The 14999-nt window shown below is 69.2% G+C and carries 14 protein-coding genes and 1 riboswitch; of the genes, 4 read left to right on the top strand and 10 right to left on the bottom strand.

What is annotated here, in order from left to right:
- Nucleotides 1-104 precede the first annotated feature (104 nt).
- From ABD817_RS31315 to ABD817_RS31305, 3 genes are all read right to left on the bottom strand, one after another.
- A complete protein-coding gene (locus tag ABD817_RS31315; protein ID WP_344921866.1) occupies nucleotides 105-380 on the bottom strand; it encodes a MoaD/ThiS family protein in 276 nt (91 codons plus the stop codon).
- A 22-nt stretch (nucleotides 381-402) separates the two neighbouring features.
- The gene (gene thrC / locus ABD817_RS31310; protein ID WP_344921865.1) at nucleotides 403-1698 is read right to left on the bottom strand and encodes a threonine synthase; all 1296 of its coding nucleotides are present in this window, start codon (nucleotides 1696-1698) and stop codon (nucleotides 403-405) included.
- Between the two features lie 14 nt (nucleotides 1699-1712).
- A riboswitch (SAM riboswitch) is annotated at nucleotides 1713-1855 on the bottom strand.
- Nucleotides 1856-1984: 129 nt separating this feature from the next.
- Nucleotides 1985-2542 carry an RNA polymerase sigma factor gene (locus tag ABD817_RS31305; protein ID WP_344921864.1) on the bottom strand — a complete coding sequence of 186 codons (558 nt, stop codon included), beginning with the start codon at nucleotides 2540-2542 and terminating at the stop codon, nucleotides 1985-1987.
- A gap of 239 nt (nucleotides 2543-2781) precedes the next feature.
- On the opposite strand from ABD817_RS31305, the gene ABD817_RS31300 reads away from it, so the two are divergent.
- Nucleotides 2782-4206, top strand: coding sequence for an alpha,alpha-trehalose-phosphate synthase (UDP-forming) (locus ABD817_RS31300; protein WP_344921863.1), 1425 nt, complete (start codon nucleotides 2782-2784; stop codon nucleotides 4204-4206).
- An 83-nt stretch (nucleotides 4207-4289) separates the two neighbouring features.
- Entirely contained in the window at nucleotides 4290-5483 is a 1194-nt protein-coding gene (locus ABD817_RS31295) for an MFS transporter (protein ID WP_344921862.1), read from the top strand.
- Nucleotides 5484-5684: 201 nt separating this feature from the next.
- Here ABD817_RS31295 and otsB read toward each other — a convergent pair whose 3' ends face one another.
- Together otsB and ABD817_RS31285 are read right to left on the bottom strand one after the other, a co-directional pair.
- Nucleotides 5685-6464: a trehalose-phosphatase gene (otsB, locus tag ABD817_RS31290; RefSeq protein ID WP_344921860.1), complete on the bottom strand. Its 780-nt coding sequence runs from the start codon at nucleotides 6462-6464 to the stop codon at nucleotides 5685-5687.
- Between the two features lie 82 nt (nucleotides 6465-6546).
- The gene (locus tag ABD817_RS31285; RefSeq protein WP_344921859.1) at nucleotides 6547-6849 is read right to left on the bottom strand and encodes a DUF3263 domain-containing protein; all 303 of its coding nucleotides are present in this window, start codon (nucleotides 6847-6849) and stop codon (nucleotides 6547-6549) included.
- A gap of 150 nt (nucleotides 6850-6999) precedes the next feature.
- Here ABD817_RS31285 and ABD817_RS31280 point away from each other — a divergent pair, with 150 nt between their 5' ends.
- Both ABD817_RS31280 and ABD817_RS31275 read left to right on the top strand, forming a co-directional pair.
- Nucleotides 7000-7806, top strand: coding sequence for an SAM hydrolase/SAM-dependent halogenase family protein (locus ABD817_RS31280; protein WP_344921858.1), 807 nt, complete (start codon nucleotides 7000-7002; stop codon nucleotides 7804-7806).
- Nucleotides 7807-8329: 523 nt separating this feature from the next.
- Entirely contained in the window at nucleotides 8330-8950 is a 621-nt protein-coding gene (locus ABD817_RS31275; RefSeq protein ID WP_344921857.1) for a hypothetical protein, read from the top strand.
- Between the two features lie 123 nt (nucleotides 8951-9073).
- Here the strand turns inward: ABD817_RS31275 and ABD817_RS31270 are convergent, their stop codons facing one another.
- From ABD817_RS31270 to ABD817_RS31250, 5 genes are all read right to left on the bottom strand, one after another.
- On the bottom strand, nucleotides 9074-10087 hold the full coding sequence (locus tag ABD817_RS31270; RefSeq protein ID WP_344921856.1) for an ABC transporter ATP-binding protein: 1014 nt from the start codon (nucleotides 10085-10087) through the stop codon (nucleotides 9074-9076).
- Nucleotides 10071-11108 (bottom strand): ABC transporter ATP-binding protein, encoded by a 1038-nt coding sequence (locus tag ABD817_RS31265; RefSeq protein ID WP_344921854.1) that lies wholly within the window; start codon nucleotides 11106-11108, stop codon nucleotides 10071-10073. Before ABD817_RS31265 ends, ABD817_RS31270 begins: the two co-directional genes overlap by 17 nt.
- A gap of 8 nt (nucleotides 11109-11116) precedes the next feature.
- Nucleotides 11117-12061, bottom strand: a complete 945-nt coding sequence (locus tag ABD817_RS31260; protein WP_344921853.1) for an ABC transporter permease — start codon at nucleotides 12059-12061, stop codon at nucleotides 11117-11119.
- Nucleotides 12054-12992 (bottom strand): ABC transporter permease, encoded by a 939-nt coding sequence (locus ABD817_RS31255; protein ID WP_344921852.1) that lies wholly within the window; start codon nucleotides 12990-12992, stop codon nucleotides 12054-12056. Before ABD817_RS31255 ends, ABD817_RS31260 begins: the two co-directional genes overlap by 8 nt.
- A 116-nt stretch (nucleotides 12993-13108) precedes the next feature.
- Nucleotides 13109-14740: a peptide ABC transporter substrate-binding protein gene (locus tag ABD817_RS31250; RefSeq protein WP_344921851.1), complete on the bottom strand. Its 1632-nt coding sequence runs from the start codon at nucleotides 14738-14740 to the stop codon at nucleotides 13109-13111.
- Nucleotides 14741-14999: the final 259 nt, after the last annotated feature.

The following is a 14999-nucleotide window of genomic DNA, read 5'->3' as shown; positions in this document are numbered from 1 at the left end:
ATAAAACACGGCACCCGCCCGGCCGGAGCCGGGCGGGTGCCGTGGAGTCGCGGTCGCCACCGGGGGTGGCACGGCGCGGTCAGGGCCGCGCGAGGGCCGGAGAATCAGCCTCCGGCCACCGCGGGGATGATGGAGACCTGGGCGCCGGAGGGCGTGGCCGTGTCGAGGTTGTCGACAAAACGGACGTCCTCATCCCCCACATAGACGTTGACAAAACGTCGGATCTTCCCCGATTCATCAAGAATCCGGGCGCCGATCCCCGGGAAGTCCGCGTCGAGCTTCTGCAGAACATCGCGCAGGGTCTCCCCCTCTCCGGTCACCTCGGCAGCGCCATCGGTGTAAGTCCGGAGAATCGTCGGAATCCGCACAGAAACGCTCATAATTCAGTACCTTTCACGATTTCTAGGCGATAGCCGCACGGAATGCGTCAAGAGAAGGCCGAATCACCGCGGTTGGGCGGGCCTCCCCGGCCACCGCGTCAAGGGTCTTGAGACCGTCACCGGTGTTGAGGACCACGGTCTCGGCGTCGGGGTCGAGCGTGCCCGAGGCGATCAGCTTGCGCAGCACCCCGACGACGACGCCTCCGGCGGTCTCGGCGAAGATGCCCTCGGTCCTGGCCAGCAGCCGGATCGCGTCGACGATCTCGGCGTCGGTGACGTCCTCGACCGCGCCGCCGGTGCGGCGGGCGATGTCCAGGACGTACGGGCCGTCGGCCGGGTTGCCGATCGCCAGCGACTTGGCGATCGTGTCCGGCTTCACCGGGCGGATCACGTCGTGACCCGCCTTGTAGGCGGCGGAGACCGGGGAGCACCCCTCGGCCTGGGCCGCGAAGATCTTGTAGGGCCGGTCCTCGACCAGGCCGAGGCGGATCAGCTCCTTGAAGCCCTTGTCGACCTTCGTGAGCTGCGAGCCCGACGCGACCGGGATGACGATCTGGTCGGGGACGCGCCAGCCGAGCTGCTCGGCGATCTCGTAGGCCAGCGTCTTGGACCCCTCCGCGTAGTACGGGCGGAGGTTGACGTTCACGAAGCCCCACTGGTCGCCCAGCTCGTCGCCGATGAGCTCGGAGCAGAAGCGGTTCACGTCGTCGTACGTGCCCTCGATGCCGACGAGCCTGCCGCCGTACACGGAGGCCATGACGATCTTGGCCTGCTCCAGGTCGGAGGGGATGAACACGCAGGCGTCCAGCCCGGCCCGCGCGGCGGCGGCGGTCACGGCACCGGCCAGGTTGCCGGTGGAGGAGCAGGACAGGGTGTGGAAGCCGAAGTTTCTGGCCGCCTCGACGGCGATGGAGACCACGCGGTCCTTGAAGGAGTGCGTGGGATTGCCGGAGTCGTCCTTCACGTGCAGGGAGCGGATGCCCAGCTCGCGGGCGAGGTTTCCGGCGTTGACGAGCTTGGTCCAGCCGGGCGCCATGTTGGGCTTGGAGGCCACGTCCTCGGGGACGGGCAGCAGCGAGCGGTAGCGCCAGATGTTGGTCGGCCCCTCGGCGATCCGCTCCCGGGTCACACGCCCGAAGTCGTACGCGATCTCAAGGGGCCCGAAACACTCGGTACAGGCGAATTCGGGGCCGAGGTCGTAGCGGGCACCGCACTCCCGGCAGGACAGGGCGACGGCGGGGCCGAAGGGCCGGTCACGCGCGTCGTCGGCACGACCGGCAGAGGAGGAGGTGGTGTTCTCAGTGGTTGCGAGCGCCATGAAGCGAGGCCTTTCCCTCATCTTCGTCTGCGGACCACCCTGGTCACAGACCGGAATTGGCACCTGTCCCGGCCGACCTCGTTCAGATCACGAGTCTGGAACCGGGATGGTTGCCGGGGCTTCGCAGGGCCGGTCCCTCCACCCCTCTGGATGAGCAAATATTCAGTTGGAAACCCGACGCGCGGGTCTCAAGCACTCTACCTCGCCCTGCCGCCCTCCTGACCTGATGTCTCACTGTACGAGACACGGCGTGTTATCCAGCGGACAACCGGAATCGGGCCGCCGGTCAGAAGCCGTAGGCGTCGCCCAGGGCCCCCTGGACGTACTTGCGCGCCTGGTGGATGCGCGACTTCGCGGTGCCCAGCGGGATGCCGAGCTGCTCGGCCACCTCGTTGTAGTCGAGCTGGCAGATGTCGCGCAGCACCAGCGCCTGGGCCAGCTCCGGTTTCTCGGCCTCCAGCGCCTCCATCGCGTCGAGCAGGTCCAGCCGGGACCCGGCGATCACGCTCACCCGGGCGACGTCCGGCTTCTGCAGCGGCAGCTCGTCCGAGCTCTGCTCGGCGGCGCGGCGCTTCAGCGAGCGGTACGTGGTCCTGGCGCAGTTGGCGGTCACGATGTGCAGCCAGGTGCTGAACCGGGCACGCCCCTCGAAGCGGGCGATGTTGCGCGCCACCGCGAGCAGGGTGTCCTGGCAGGCCTCCTCGGCGTCCTGCCGGAAGGGCAGGATACGGCCGCAGTGCCTGAGCACGGCGGGCTCGATCCGCTTCAGCAGCTCACCGAGCGCGCGGTGGTCACCCTGGGCGGCCGATCGGGCCAGGTCCTCGGTCGTCTCGTCCAGCGCCATCACAGGCCCCCATCAGCGGTCACGGTCGCTGGACATCCTACGGTCGGGATCTCGGATGGCGACCCTCCCTCCCCGCCACAAAAAGGGTGATACGCCGGACTTCATCACTCCACCTGCTGACAAGAGCTGACACAATTCGACGAACGCCGTTCTTTCGTTGACCTGAAGAGCAAGGACAGCCTGGCGAAGTGCCGGTTAACCTTCAGAACAGGCGTGTCCCTAGCCAGTGGAGGGATCTCATGAGCGCGATCCTGGTGGCCTCCAACCGCGGCCCCGTCTCCTTCACCCTCTCCGAGGACGGCTCGCTGTCCATGCGCAGGGGAGGTGGCGGCCTGGTCTCCGGCCTGTCGGAGGTCGCGAAGGACCTCAACGTCCTGTGGGTCTGCGCGGCGCTGTCCGACGGCGACCGCGGTGCCGTGCGGCTGGCGTCCGGCGGCAGGCTCGACCAGGCGGGCTACGACACCGGGGCGGTGCGGATGCTCGACATCCCCCCGGCGACCTTCCACCGCGCGTACAACGCGGTCGCCAACTCCACCCTCTGGTTCGTCCACCACCTCCTCTACGACACCCCCAACAGGCCGTACTTCGACGCCAGGTTCCGCCGGGAGTGGGAGTCGTACCAGGCCTACAACGAGGCCTTCGCGATGGCGCTGGCCGAGGAGGGCTCGCACGGGGCGCGGGTGATGGTGCAGGACTACCACCTGAGCCTGGTCCCGGCCATGCTCAGGGGGGAGCGCCCCGACCTGCGGGTGGCGCACTTCTCGCACACGCCGTGGGCCCCGCCCGAATACTTCTCCCTGCTCCCCGACGACGTGGCGACCGAGCTCCTCGAAGGCATCCTGGGCGCCGACCACGCGGGCTTCCTCACCGACCGCTGGGGCGGGGCGTTCATGGACTGCTGCGAGACGGTGCTCGGCGCGCGGGTCGACCGCGGGGAGCGTACGGTCACGCACGCGGGCAGGACCACCCGGATCGGCACCCACAGCCTGGGCGTGGACGGCAAGGCGCTCTGGGCCAGGGCGTCCGAGCCCGACGTGGAGTCGCACATAGCCGCGCTCCGCGCCCAGGTGGGCGACCGCAGGCTGATCGTGCGGATCGACAGGACGGAGCTGTCGAAGAACATCGTGCGGGGCCTGGTCGCCTACAAGCAGTTCCTCGCGGCCCACCCGGAGTGGCACGGCCGGGTCACGCACCTCGCCTTCGCCTACCCGTCCCGGCACGACCTGCCCGAGTACCGCGAGTACACCGCGGCGGTGCAGCGCTGCGCCGAGGAGATCGAGGACGAGTACGCCACCGAGGACTGGGATCCGCTGATCCTCAACGTCAACGACGACTACCCGCGCTCGCTGGCCGCCTACCGGCTCGCCGACGTGCTGCTGGTCAACCCGATCCGCGACGGCATGAACCTGGTGGCCAAGGAGGGGCCGATCCTGTCGCCGCACAGCGCGCTGGTGCTGTCGCGGGAGGCGGGTGCCGCCGCCGAGCTGGGTGAGCACGCGCTGACGGTCAACCCCTACGACGTCTCGGCCACGGCCGCCGCGCTGCACGAGGGCCTGACGATGCCCTCGGACGAGCGCGCCAGGAGGGGCGTCCTGCTCGCCGCCGCGGCGACCGCGCTCCCCCCGCACCGGTGGTTCGCCGAGCAGCTCGACGCCCTCGGGTGAGGATCTAACTCGTTAAGCGGTTTTAGACCTGTATGAGATAGTTTTTGCGGCTATTTAACTTTTCTGGCGTACGGGAGAACGAGTTGACCGCGATCGCGCCCGTCCGGCTGATCCGCGACCGCGCGACCTGGCTGATCTACCTTCAGCTCGGCGTCTTCGCCACCTACCTGTACGGTCTCAGCGCCGCGCTCCCGCTGCTCCGCCTCGACCAGGGCGTCTCCCAGGCGGTCGCCGGGCTGCACGGGACCGCGATGGCCGTCGGCGGCATCATCACCGGCCTCGCCCTGCCCTGGCTGACCGGGAGGATCGGCCGCCGCGCCGTCAGCTGGACCGGGATGGCCGGGATGAGCGTCGGCGTGCTCATGGTCGCGGCGGCCCCCACCATGCTCCCGATCACCCTCCTCGGGTACGGCGTCGCCAGCGGGATGTCCTCGATCACCCTGTACTCGGGCATGGCCGCGCTCGACGACCGGCACGGCCCCGCGGGCCCGGCGGCGATCAGCGAGGCCAACGCCGTCTGCGTGACCGTCGGCATCGGGGTCCCGTTCGTGGTCAGCGCCGCCGCGCAGAGCGCCCTCGGCTGGCGGGCCGCGCTGCTGGTGACCCCCGTGCTGGCCGTGCTGCTCGCGCTGACCATGGGACGCGTGCGGATCCCCGAGCCCGGGGACGGCGCCGCCGGTGCCGCCACGGGGGGCGAGACCCGCTTCGGCTGGCGGTTCTACCTGGCCTCGGCCGTGCTGTTCTGCTGCGTCGCGATGGAGTTCTGCTTCAACCTCTGGGCGGCCAAGCTCTTCTCCGACCAGACCGGGCTGCCCGCGGCGGTGGCCGCGACCGCGGTCGCGGCGTTCACCGCAGGGATGGCGACCGGACGGCTGACCGGGGCGTGGCTGGCCCTGCGAGTGCCCCCGACCGCGCTGTTCCTCGGCGCCCTCCTGGTCGCGGCCGCCGGATGGGCGATCTTCTGGCTGAGCACGAACCCGGTGTTCTCCTACGCGGGCCTGGCCGTGTCCGGGCTGGGGGTGGCGCTGCACTTCCCGATGGCGCTGTCGCGGGTGCTGGCCGCCTCCGGCGGGCGGCGGGACCGCGCGTCGGCGATGGCCTCGATCTTCGCCGGGCTGGCGGTGGGGATCGGGCCGTTCCTGCTGGGCGCGCTGGCCGACGGGTTCGGCACCCAGCAGGCGTTCCTCATGGTCCCCGTCCTGATCGGGCTCGCCGTGGGAGGGCTGCTGCTCACCGCGAGCGGACGTTCCCGGGCGGGCGTCGCCGAACCCGCCTGACCGGGCGTCCGGGCCTTTCCGGACGGATGTCGCCGAACCTGCCTGACCGGGCGTCGCCAGGCGTTCGGGCCTTCCCGGACAGACGTCGCCAAGCCTGTCTGAGCCTGCCTGACCGGGCGTCGCCAAGCGGGCCTCGGTAGGTCGCCAGGCATTCGGTCCTGCCTGACGAGGCGTTCGGGAGTCCCCGAGAGGGAGTCCGCCCTACGCCCCGCCCTCGACGGCGTCGGCGATCGAGGTGAGGAACTCCAGGACCCCCGGAGGCCCGTTCACCACGACATCGGCCTCCACCTCGATCTCTGGCGATCCGCTGAACACCGTCACGCCCGGCAGCCCCGAGGCCCGCACGGCCGCGAACGCCGCGAGATCTCCCAGGTCGTCCCCCGCGAACAGCACCGACCTGGCGGCCCGCTCGTGCAGGAAGGCGCTCAGCGCCACTCCCTTGTCCATCCCCGGCGGGCGCAGCTCCAGCACGAACTTGCCCGGCTCCACCGCCAGCCCCGCCGCCGCCGCGAGCGCGGTCACCGGCTCGCGCAGCGCGTCGAGCGTCGCCCACGGGTCGGCCGCCTGCCGGGTGTGCACGGCCACCGACCGCTCCTTGTCCTCGATCCTGATCCCCTCGATCCCCGCGGCCAGCGGGACGAGCTCGGTCCTGGCGAGGTCGAGGCCCGGGTGGACGGGCGGCGCGGCGAGCGCGCCCGCCTCCCAGCGTTCGAGGCCGTAGTGCCCGAGCACGACCAGCCCCGGCACGTCGGCCAGGGAGCCGTACTCGACGGCCGTGGCGGCCGGGCGGCCGGTCACGATCACCACGGCGCCGACCAGGCGGCCGAGCCTGGCCAGCACCTCGGCCCCGCCGGGGTGGATCCTGGCCGCCGCGGGGTCGGGGACGATCGGGGACAGCGTGCCATCGAAGTCGAGCCCGATCACCGCCCCCGCGGGGTCGGCGACGATCGCCTTCAGTCCGTCGGAGGTGTTCGTCGTCATGCCCGCCTCAGCCTGTCGAGTGTGGTCACCGTCATGGTCACTTCAGCCCGTGTGGACCCGCCGGACCGGTCGTACCCGGAGATCAGCGACGCAAGCCCATTTTTCGGGCGGCACGGTCGCGACGGCGGGTGTCGCGGAGCCGGCGCAGGCGCTTGACCAGCATCGGATCGTGGGCGAGCGCCGCAGGTAGGTCGATGAGCTCGCTGAGCAACTGGTAGTAGCGCGTCGCGGAGATGTCGAAGGCCTCGCGAACCGCCTGTTCCTTGGCGCCCGCGTAGCGCCACCACTGACGCTCGAAGGCGAGCAGCTCGCGCTCCCTGTCGGTGAGAGCCCTCGGCGCGGGCTCCGGAGCAGCGCTGTCACCGGAACTCGGCGCGGTGTCCATTGCTTCCTCCTCCGTGGGGGCTCTGCGGGGGCTCTATGGGAGCTCTGTGGGGGCATATGGCGATCACACCGCGCACGCGCGGCCCGAAGTCAGGATAGTCCGGAATTTCGCGCTGTTCATGACGGATGTGGAGACGTACAGTCACCAGATGTGACCTCTGTCATCAGCCTTCTCACCGATTACGGCCTGGAAGACGGCTACATCGCCGCGTGCCACGGCGTGATCGCCGGAATCTCTCCGGAGTCGCGGATCATCGACGTGTGCCATCTGGTCCCCTCGGGGGACGTACGGCGCGGTGCGGCGATCCTGGCCCAGACGATCGCCTATCTTCCCCCCGGCGTGCACGTCGCCGTGGTGGATCCCGGCGGCGGCGGCTCGCGCAGGGCCGTGGCGGTCGAGGCCGGCGACCACGTGTTCCTGGGCCCGGACAACGGGCTGCTGTCGTGGGCCGTCCACGCCAGCGGGGGCGCGCGCGCCGCCTACGAGGTGTCCAACACGGACTTCTTCCTGACCCCGGTCTCGCCGACCTTCCACGGGCGCGACCTCTTCGCCCCCGTGGCGGCGTACCTGACGATCGGGCGCCACCTGTCCGAGCTGGGGCCGAGGCTCCCGCTGGAGCGGCTGGTGTCGCTGCCCGCGCCCACCTCGGTGCTCCAGGAGGGCTACGTCGAGGGGGAGGTGCTCTCGATCGACCGGCACGGCAACGCCCAGCTGTCGATCGGCTCCGGCGACCTGGTGACGCTGGGCGTCGCGCCGGGAGACACGCTGGTGGTCTGGCTGGGCAGGCGGCGGCTCTCAGTGCCGTTCAGGGAGACCTACGCCGCGGTGCCGCCCGGGGAGATCGTGGCCTTCACCGACTCGGCCGGGCTGGTCGCGCTCGCGGTCAACTCCGGCGACGCCTCCCAGCGGCTGGGCCTGCCGCCCGGGGCCCACGTGCGGCTCTGTCCCCCACCCTGACAGGCGCAACCCCCCTGACAGGGGCAACCGTCCCGACAAACGCAACAAACGTGACCCGAGAAGAAATCACCCTATGCATTATCCCGTTTGCTGAATTGTCGTTACAGCTGAAGGGGCGTTTTACCTGGAAATACGCATGCCGGAATTTCGGTGACGTGTCCGCATTCCCCCGGGAGAATGGCACCTCGCCGTTCTCCCCGCCGTCCCGGACGGGTCCTCACCACGACGGTTGCGCCCCGCCATCCCCGAAGGGGCCGCCCTCCGCCGGACATACGAGCTGACCTGGCAGTTTAAGGAATTCGCCGCGGCACGGCAGATCGGGCGCGCGGATCGGGCCGGCGATCGGCCAATGTTTGTCCGGCCACGATCCCGCGATCATTGCCACAAGCTGACCATTCTTGACCCTCCAGAAAGCATGTCGCTGGATAGTCTCACTCCCGTTACTTTGAGTAGCCGCGTGCAGACGGTCCGTTCCAGAGGCCCCAGACACTGCCGCGACGATTTCCTTCCAGGGGGAACCACAATGATTCGTCGTCTTCTCATCACCTCCGCGTGCGTCGGTGTCGCCGTCCTCGCACCGGCCGTGGCCGCGTCCGCGTCCACGTCCTCCACCAGCTCCGCGACCAAGGTCACCGCCGCGTCCGTCGTCAAGGCCGCCGCCAAGGCCAAGGCCGCCAAGAAGGCCGCCGACTGCTGCGGCGTCGGCGGCGTCGGCGTCGTCAGCGGCGCGTCGGCCTTCGTCCCGACGAGCACCGTCACGTACGGCACCACCGTCATTCCCACGGCCGTGACCACCGGCGTCGGCTGCGGCGGCGTCCTCGGCGGCGGCATCTACGGTGGCGGCCTCTACGGTGGCGGCCTCTACGGTGGCGGCCTCTACGGGGGCGGCCTCTACGGCGGCGGCTGCTACGGCGGCGGCATCTACGGTGGTGGCCTCTACGGTGGCGGCTTCGGCGGCGGCTTCTACGGTGGCGGCTTCGGCGGGGGCATCATCGGCGGGGGCTTCGGCGGGGGCATCATCGGCCGCGGCGGCAACGCCATCGGCGGCGGCGGCAACATCATCAGCAGCGGCAGCGGTGTCGGCCACGGCGTCGGCATCGGCGGCCTCGTCGGCATCGGTGGCGTCGGCGTCGACATCCTCTAGTAGGGCAGACACCCAGCTAGCAGGACAGACACCCAGCGGTAGAACAGACAGGGCGCGGCCTCCACAACTCCATGTGGGGGCCGCGCCCTCCGCCGTTCCGGGCCTTCGCCCGCGCGAGCTCCCCTACGCGTGGATCACGTCGTGGGTCTCGGCGAAGTGGCAGGCGCTCGCGTGCGCGGTGCCGGGCCGGATCTGCAGCAGCGGCTCCTCGACGGAACAGATCGGCTGGGCCTTCCAGCACCGCGTACGGAACCGGCAGCCCGACGGCGGGTTGGCGGGGGACGGCGGGTCACCCTGCAAAATGATCCGTTCGCGTCGCTCGCGCCCCTCGGGGTCGGGCACCGGCACGGCCGACAGCAGCGCCTGGGTGTAGGGGTGCGCGGGCCGGTCGTAGATCTCGGTGTCCTTCCCGATCTCCACCATCTTGCCCAGGTACATCACTCCGACGCGGTCGGAGATGTGCCGGACCACCGACAGGTCGTGGGCGATGAAGACGTACGCGAGGCCGAACTCGTCCTGCAGCCGCTCCAGCAGGTTCACGACCTGCGCCTGGATCGACACGTCCAGCGCGGAGACCGGCTCGTCGCAGACGATGATCTCCGGTTGGAGCGCCAGCCCTCGGGCGATCCCGATGCGCTGGCGCTGGCCGCCGGAGAACTGGTGCGGGTAGCGGTTGATGTGGTCGGGGTTGAGGCCCACCACTTCGAGAAGCTCCTGGACCTTGCGGCGCCGGTCGCCCCTGGGGGCGACCTCCTTGTGGATCTCGAACGGCTCGCCGATGATGTCGCCCACGGTCATCCGGGGGTTCAGCGAGGTATACGGATCCTGCATGACCATCTGGATGTTGCGGCGGGCCCGTTTGAGGTCGCCGCGCCTGGCGTCGGCGATCTCCCGACCGTTGATCTTCACCGAGCCCGAGGTCGGCCGTTCCAGCGCCATCAGGAGCTTGGCCAGCGTGGACTTGCCGCAGCCGGACTCGCCCACGATGCCGAGCGTCTCGCCCCGGCGCAGGTCGAAGGAGACCCCGTCGACGGCCTTGATCGCGCCGATCTGCCTGCGCAGGACGACGCCCTGGGTCAGCGGGAAGTGCTTGACCAGGTCGCGGACCTCAAGGATCGGCTCACCCGTGGCTGCCATCGAGGACCTCCCTCCAGTAGTGACACGCGCTGCCGCGCGTCGGGCCGATCTCGTACAGCGGGGGGGCGTCGACGACGCAGTTGTCCTGACGGTACGGACAGCGGGGGTGGAAGGAGCAGCCCGAGGGCATGTCGAGCAGGTTCGGCGGCATGCCCTTGATGGCGTACAGCTCCTGCCCCTTCTGGTCGACCCGGGGAATCGAGTCGAGCAGGCCCTTGGCGTACGGGTGGGCGGGCCTGCGGTAGATGTCGTGCACGAGGGCGTTCTCCACGATCCGCCCGCCGTACATGACCGCGATCTTGTCGGCGACGTCGGCCACCACGCCGAGGTCGTGGGTGATCAGGATCAGGCCCATCTCGCTCTCGCGCCGCAGCTCGGACAGGAGCTCCATGATCTGGGCCTGCACCGTCACGTCGAGGGCGGTGGTCGGCTCGTCGGCGATCAGCACTTCGGGGTCGAGCGCGATCGACATCGCGATCATGATGCGCTGGCGCATCCCCCCGGAGAACTGGTGGGGGTAGTCGTGCACCCGCTGTTTGGCGGCCGGGATGCGGACCCGGTCCATCAGCTCGATCGCCTTCTTCTCGGCGTCGCGCTTGGAGGCGCCCCGGTGCACCCGGAACATCTCCCCGATCTGGGACCCGACGGTGAACACCGGGTTCAGCGCGGAGAGCGCGTCCTGGAAGATCATCGCGATCCGCCGTCCGCGCACCTGGGCGCGGGACTCCTCCGACAGGTCGAGCAGGTTCGTGCCCCGGAAGCGGATCTCGCCCCTGGGGATTCGGGCCGGCGGGGAGTCGAGGATGCCCATGATGGCCTGCGCGGTCACCGACTTGCCCGAGCCGGACTCGCCGAGCACCGCGAGCGTCTCCCCGGGGTTCAGCGAGTAGCTGACCCCGTTCACCGCCTTGACCACGCCCTGCCTGGTCACGAACTCCACGTGCAGGTCGTCGACGGCGAGCAGCGGCTCGTTGCCCGGCGCCTCCCTGGACGGCACCACCGGCGTTGAGGTCTTCTTCACGGGTCCCCCTACCGCAGCTTCGGGTCGAGGGCGTCGCGGACGGCGTCGCCCAGCATGATGAAGGCCAGCACCGTCAGGCTCAGGAACAGCGCCGGGAACAGCAGCGCCCACGGAGCCTCCAGGAAGCGCTCCCTGGCGTCGGAGATCATGAGCCCCCAGGAGATGTCGGGCGAGCGCAGGCCCACGCCGAGGAACGACAGACCGGCCTCGGCGGCGATGAAGTAGCCCAGGTTGATCGTGGCGACCACGATCACCGAGGCGATCGCGTTCGGCAGGATGTGCCGGAACATGATCCTCGACGCGGAGGCGCCGAGCGCCCGCGCCGCGAGCACGTAGTCCTGGCTCTTGGCGGTGATCACCGCCGCCCTCATGATCCGGTACGTCATCGGCCAGGTCAGCACGGCGAGTGCGAGCATGACGGTCCACACGTTGCCCGTGCGGAAGACCGCCAGGATGAGCAGGGCGCCCAGGATCGACGGGATCGCGAAGAAGATCTCCGTGACCCGGGAGAGCAGGGTGTCCAGCGCGCCGCCCCTGAACCCGGCGAGAAGACCGAGCAGGCCGCCCACCAGCGCGGTGACGACGGTGGTGGCCAGGCCGACCACGATCGAGTTGCGGGCGCCGTAGATGGTGCGGGCGTAGATGTCGCAGCCGAGGTTGTCGGTGCCGAACCAGTGGGCCTCGCCCATGCCCAGCCGGGCGTCGCCCAGGTTGCAGCTCTTGGCGTCGAACGGGTTCACCGAGGTGAACAGCGAGGGGACCACCGCCATGACGACCAGGACGGCGATGAGGACGGACGCCACGACGAAGAGCGGGCGGCGGCGCAGGTCGTACCAGGCGTCGCTCCACAGGCTCGCGGCCTTGGGGGCCTTGGCGCCCTTCGCCCTCCTTCGCGGCCTGCCGTGCTTGGGATTCCCGGTCTGCCCTCCGGCCGGGACAAGGGTGTCACTCATAGCGGATCCTCGGGTCGAGCACGGCGTAGAGCAGGTCGACGACCAGGTTGGCAAGGATGTAGACCAGCACCAGCACGGTCACGATGCCGACGACCACGGGCTGCTCGCGCAGGTACACGGAGCTGAACAGCTGATGGCCGATCCCCGGCAGGTTGAAGATCGTCTCGGTGATCACCGCGCCACCCATCAAGGTACCGAGGTCGGCACCCAGGTAGGTGACCAGCGGGATCAGCGCGTTGCGCAGCGCGTGCCGCCCAACGATCCGGTTCCGGGGCAGGCCCTTGGCCACCGCGGTGCGGATGTAGTCGGCGCGCATGATCTCCACCAGGCTGTTCCTGGCGAGCCGGGTGAGGTAGGCGATCGACGTCCCCGCGAGCACGAAGCCGGGCAGCAGGTAGCTGCGCCAGCCGTCGGCCACGCCCGCGACGGGGAAGAGGTCGATCCCGGCCTGCTTGAGCTTCACGCCCAGCAGCAGCTGGAGCACGAAGCCGGTGACCAGGGTGGGGATGGAGATCAGCACCAGGGTGGAGGCGAGGATCATCGAGTCGCTCGCCCTGCCGTGGCGCAGCGCCGCGTACAGGCCGAGCCCGATGCCGATGACGGCCTCCATCACCAGGGCGGTCACGGCCAGGTTGATGGTCACCTGGAACTTGCCGGCCATGATCTCGTCGACCCCGACACCGGCGAAGGTGGTACCGAAGTCGCCGCCGAGGAGGCCGACGATGTAGTACCAGTACTGCACCAGGAACGGGTCGTTCAGGTGGTACTGCTCGCGCAGGATGGCGACGATGTTGGGGTCCATACGCTTCTCGCCCGCCAGCGCCGCGATGGGGTCGCCGGGCAGCGCGAAGACGATGGCGTAGATGAGCAGGGTGGCGCCGATCAGGACTGGTATCGACTGGATCAGGCGCCTGAGGATGTAACGGCCCATTCGTATCTCCCGTACGTGCCCGGGGGCGATCTCGCGGACCGGCGGGTCGCGCGGTGCCGCGAGATCGTTCCGGGCGGCCGGTGGGGCCGGGCTCCCGCCCGGCCCTCAACCGGTCGTCAGCTGGCCTTCTCGACCTTGGTCCACTCGATCTGGTTGAGAAGATTGATCTTGACGCCCTTGACGTGCTGGGAGAACGCGGCGTTCGTCCGGTAGAAGTACACCGGAATGTACGGCAGTTCCTTGATCAGGATGTCGTCGGCCTGCTGGTAGAACTTCAGGCCCTCCTCCTGCGTCGGGGCGGTGTCACCCTTGGAGAGGAGCTCGTCGAACTCCTTGTTCGACCAGCCGGCGTAGTTGGAGCCGGTCTTGATCGCGACGGTGGAGAAGATCGGGGTCAGGTAGTTCTCCGCGGACGGGTAGTCGATCGCCCAGCCCATCCGGAACATGCCGCCGTAGGTCTTCTTGTCGAGCTCGTCGAGAATCGAGGCGAACTTCTCGAAGGGCTTGACCGTCACCTCGATGCCCAGGTTGGCGCGGAGGCTGTTCGCGACGGCCTCGATCCACTCCTTGTGCGGGCCGTCGGTGTTGTAGCCCAGCTCCAGCGTCTGGGGGCCGTTGTTCTCGGCGTACTGCGTCTTGGCCTTGGCGGGGTCGTAGGCGCAGACCGCGCAGGCGCCGGCGCGGTAGCCGTCGAGGAGGGGGTTGATGAAGTCGTCCGCCGGGGCGCGCGTGCCGGAGAAGACCTTGTCGGCGATGGTCGCGCGGTCGATCGCCATGGAGATGGCCTCGCGGACCTTCACGTTCGCGTACGTCTTGTTGTACTGCATCGGGAAGCCGATGTAGCCGACGCCGGCGTCCGCCTCGTCCATGTAGCGCTCGCCGAGCTCGGACTTGGCCCTGGCGATCGCCGACGGGGGCAGCGAGTCGTGGACGTCGAGGTTGCCCGCGGCCAGGTCGTTGAACGCGGTCTCCGGGCTCGTGTAGAGCTTGAACTGGAGCTTGGTGAACTTCGGCTTCTCCCCGGCGAACTTGTCGTAGCGGGTGAGGTCGATCGTCTGGTCGGTGCCCTTGTTGTAGGGCTTGTCGATCTGGAAGTAGCCCTGGCCGATCGGCTTCTTGGCGTACTCCTCGGTGATCTTGCCGTCGGGGCCGAAGGCCGCCTTGGGCAGCGGGTAGAACGCCGTGTAGCCCAGCATCGTCTTGAACTGCGAGAACGGCTTGGCGAGGGTGACGCTGAAGGTGCTCTCGTCGATGACCTTCAGACCCTTCATCTCCTTGGTGGAGACGGTCTGGCCCTCGCCGGGGTTCAGGTCGGCCCAGCCGTCGATCCGGCTGAAGAAGCCGTTGGCGCCCTGGACGTTGTCCTGGTTGGCGGCGTAGTTCCACGCGTCGACGTAGTTCTGCGCGACCAGCTTGTCGCCGTTGTGCCACGTGTAGCCCGGCTTGAGCTTGATCGTCCACACCTTGTTGTCGGTCGACTCGATCGACTCGGCGACCTCGTCCACGACCTGCTTGTTCTCGTCGTAGCCGACCAGCGGGGCGAAGATGGCGGCTAGAACCTCGGAGCCCTCGGACTCGGTGGTGTCACCGGGGTAGAAGAGTTTCTGCGGCTCGCCGAGCTCCATGCGCACGGGCTGGTCGGCCGAGGCCGTCCCGCCATCCGAGGACGTCGAGCTGCCACACGCGGTTAGCGCGAGGGCGAGCAGGGCAGTGCCGGCGGTGAGCCGCGCACCCTTAGAAACACGCATTGCGGTAAATCCTCCCTTTGCAGGCTTGCGTCGACACCGAGTCCCGTGACCCGAGCACCGCGAAGGAGGATCTTGTGGTCCCTGCTTCCCGCTGTTCCGGTCCGGGTGCTGACGCCACACCGATCGATCGCGACTATTCCCTACCGCTCCACAACGACTTATATCTGTGATGTTGCAGTTCGGTCACGCATGAACCGATTCGGCGTCACATACCTGCCAACTCGACGAGACCAAGATCCCGGATGTGTACGAAAACGAC

It is taken from the genome of Streptosporangium oxazolinicum, from assembly GCF_039537505.1.
In the GTDB taxonomy this organism is placed as follows: Bacteria; Actinomycetota; Actinomycetes; order Streptosporangiales; family Streptosporangiaceae; genus Streptosporangium; species Streptosporangium oxazolinicum.
Note: the sequence above shows the minus strand (reverse complement) of the source record. Positions and strands in the feature narration are given on the sequence as shown.

What these genes read in the sequence shown, in the direction of transcription:
- ABD817_RS31250 (WP_344921851.1), bottom strand. Translation starts at nt 14,740, where the DNA reads ATGCGTGTTTCTAAGGGTGCGCGGCTCACCGCCGGCACTGCCCTGCTC.
- ABD817_RS31285 (WP_344921859.1), bottom strand. Translation starts at nt 6,849, where the DNA reads ATGGACACCGCGCCGAGTTCCGGTGACAGCGCTGCTCCGGAGCCCGCG.
- ABD817_RS31315 (WP_344921866.1), bottom strand. Translation starts at nt 380, where the DNA reads ATGAGCGTTTCTGTGCGGATTCCGACGATTCTCCGGACTTACACCGAT.
- ABD817_RS31275 (WP_344921857.1), top strand. Translation starts at nt 8,330, where the DNA reads ATGATTCGTCGTCTTCTCATCACCTCCGCGTGCGTCGGTGTCGCCGTC.
- ABD817_RS31300 (WP_344921863.1), top strand. Translation starts at nt 2,782, where the DNA reads ATGAGCGCGATCCTGGTGGCCTCCAACCGCGGCCCCGTCTCCTTCACC.
- ABD817_RS31270 (WP_344921856.1), bottom strand. Translation starts at nt 10,087, where the DNA reads ATGGCAGCCACGGGTGAGCCGATCCTTGAGGTCCGCGACCTGGTCAAG.
- otsB (WP_344921860.1), bottom strand. Translation starts at nt 6,464, where the DNA reads ATGACGACGAACACCTCCGACGGACTGAAGGCGATCGTCGCCGACCCC.
- thrC (WP_344921865.1), bottom strand. Translation starts at nt 1,698, where the DNA reads ATGGCGCTCGCAACCACTGAGAACACCACCTCCTCCTCTGCCGGTCGT.
- ABD817_RS31255 (WP_344921852.1), bottom strand. Translation starts at nt 12,992, where the DNA reads ATGGGCCGTTACATCCTCAGGCGCCTGATCCAGTCGATACCAGTCCTG.
- ABD817_RS31260 (WP_344921853.1), bottom strand. Translation starts at nt 12,061, where the DNA reads ATGAGTGACACCCTTGTCCCGGCCGGAGGGCAGACCGGGAATCCCAAG.
- ABD817_RS31305 (WP_344921864.1), bottom strand. Translation starts at nt 2,542, where the DNA reads ATGGCGCTGGACGAGACGACCGAGGACCTGGCCCGATCGGCCGCCCAG.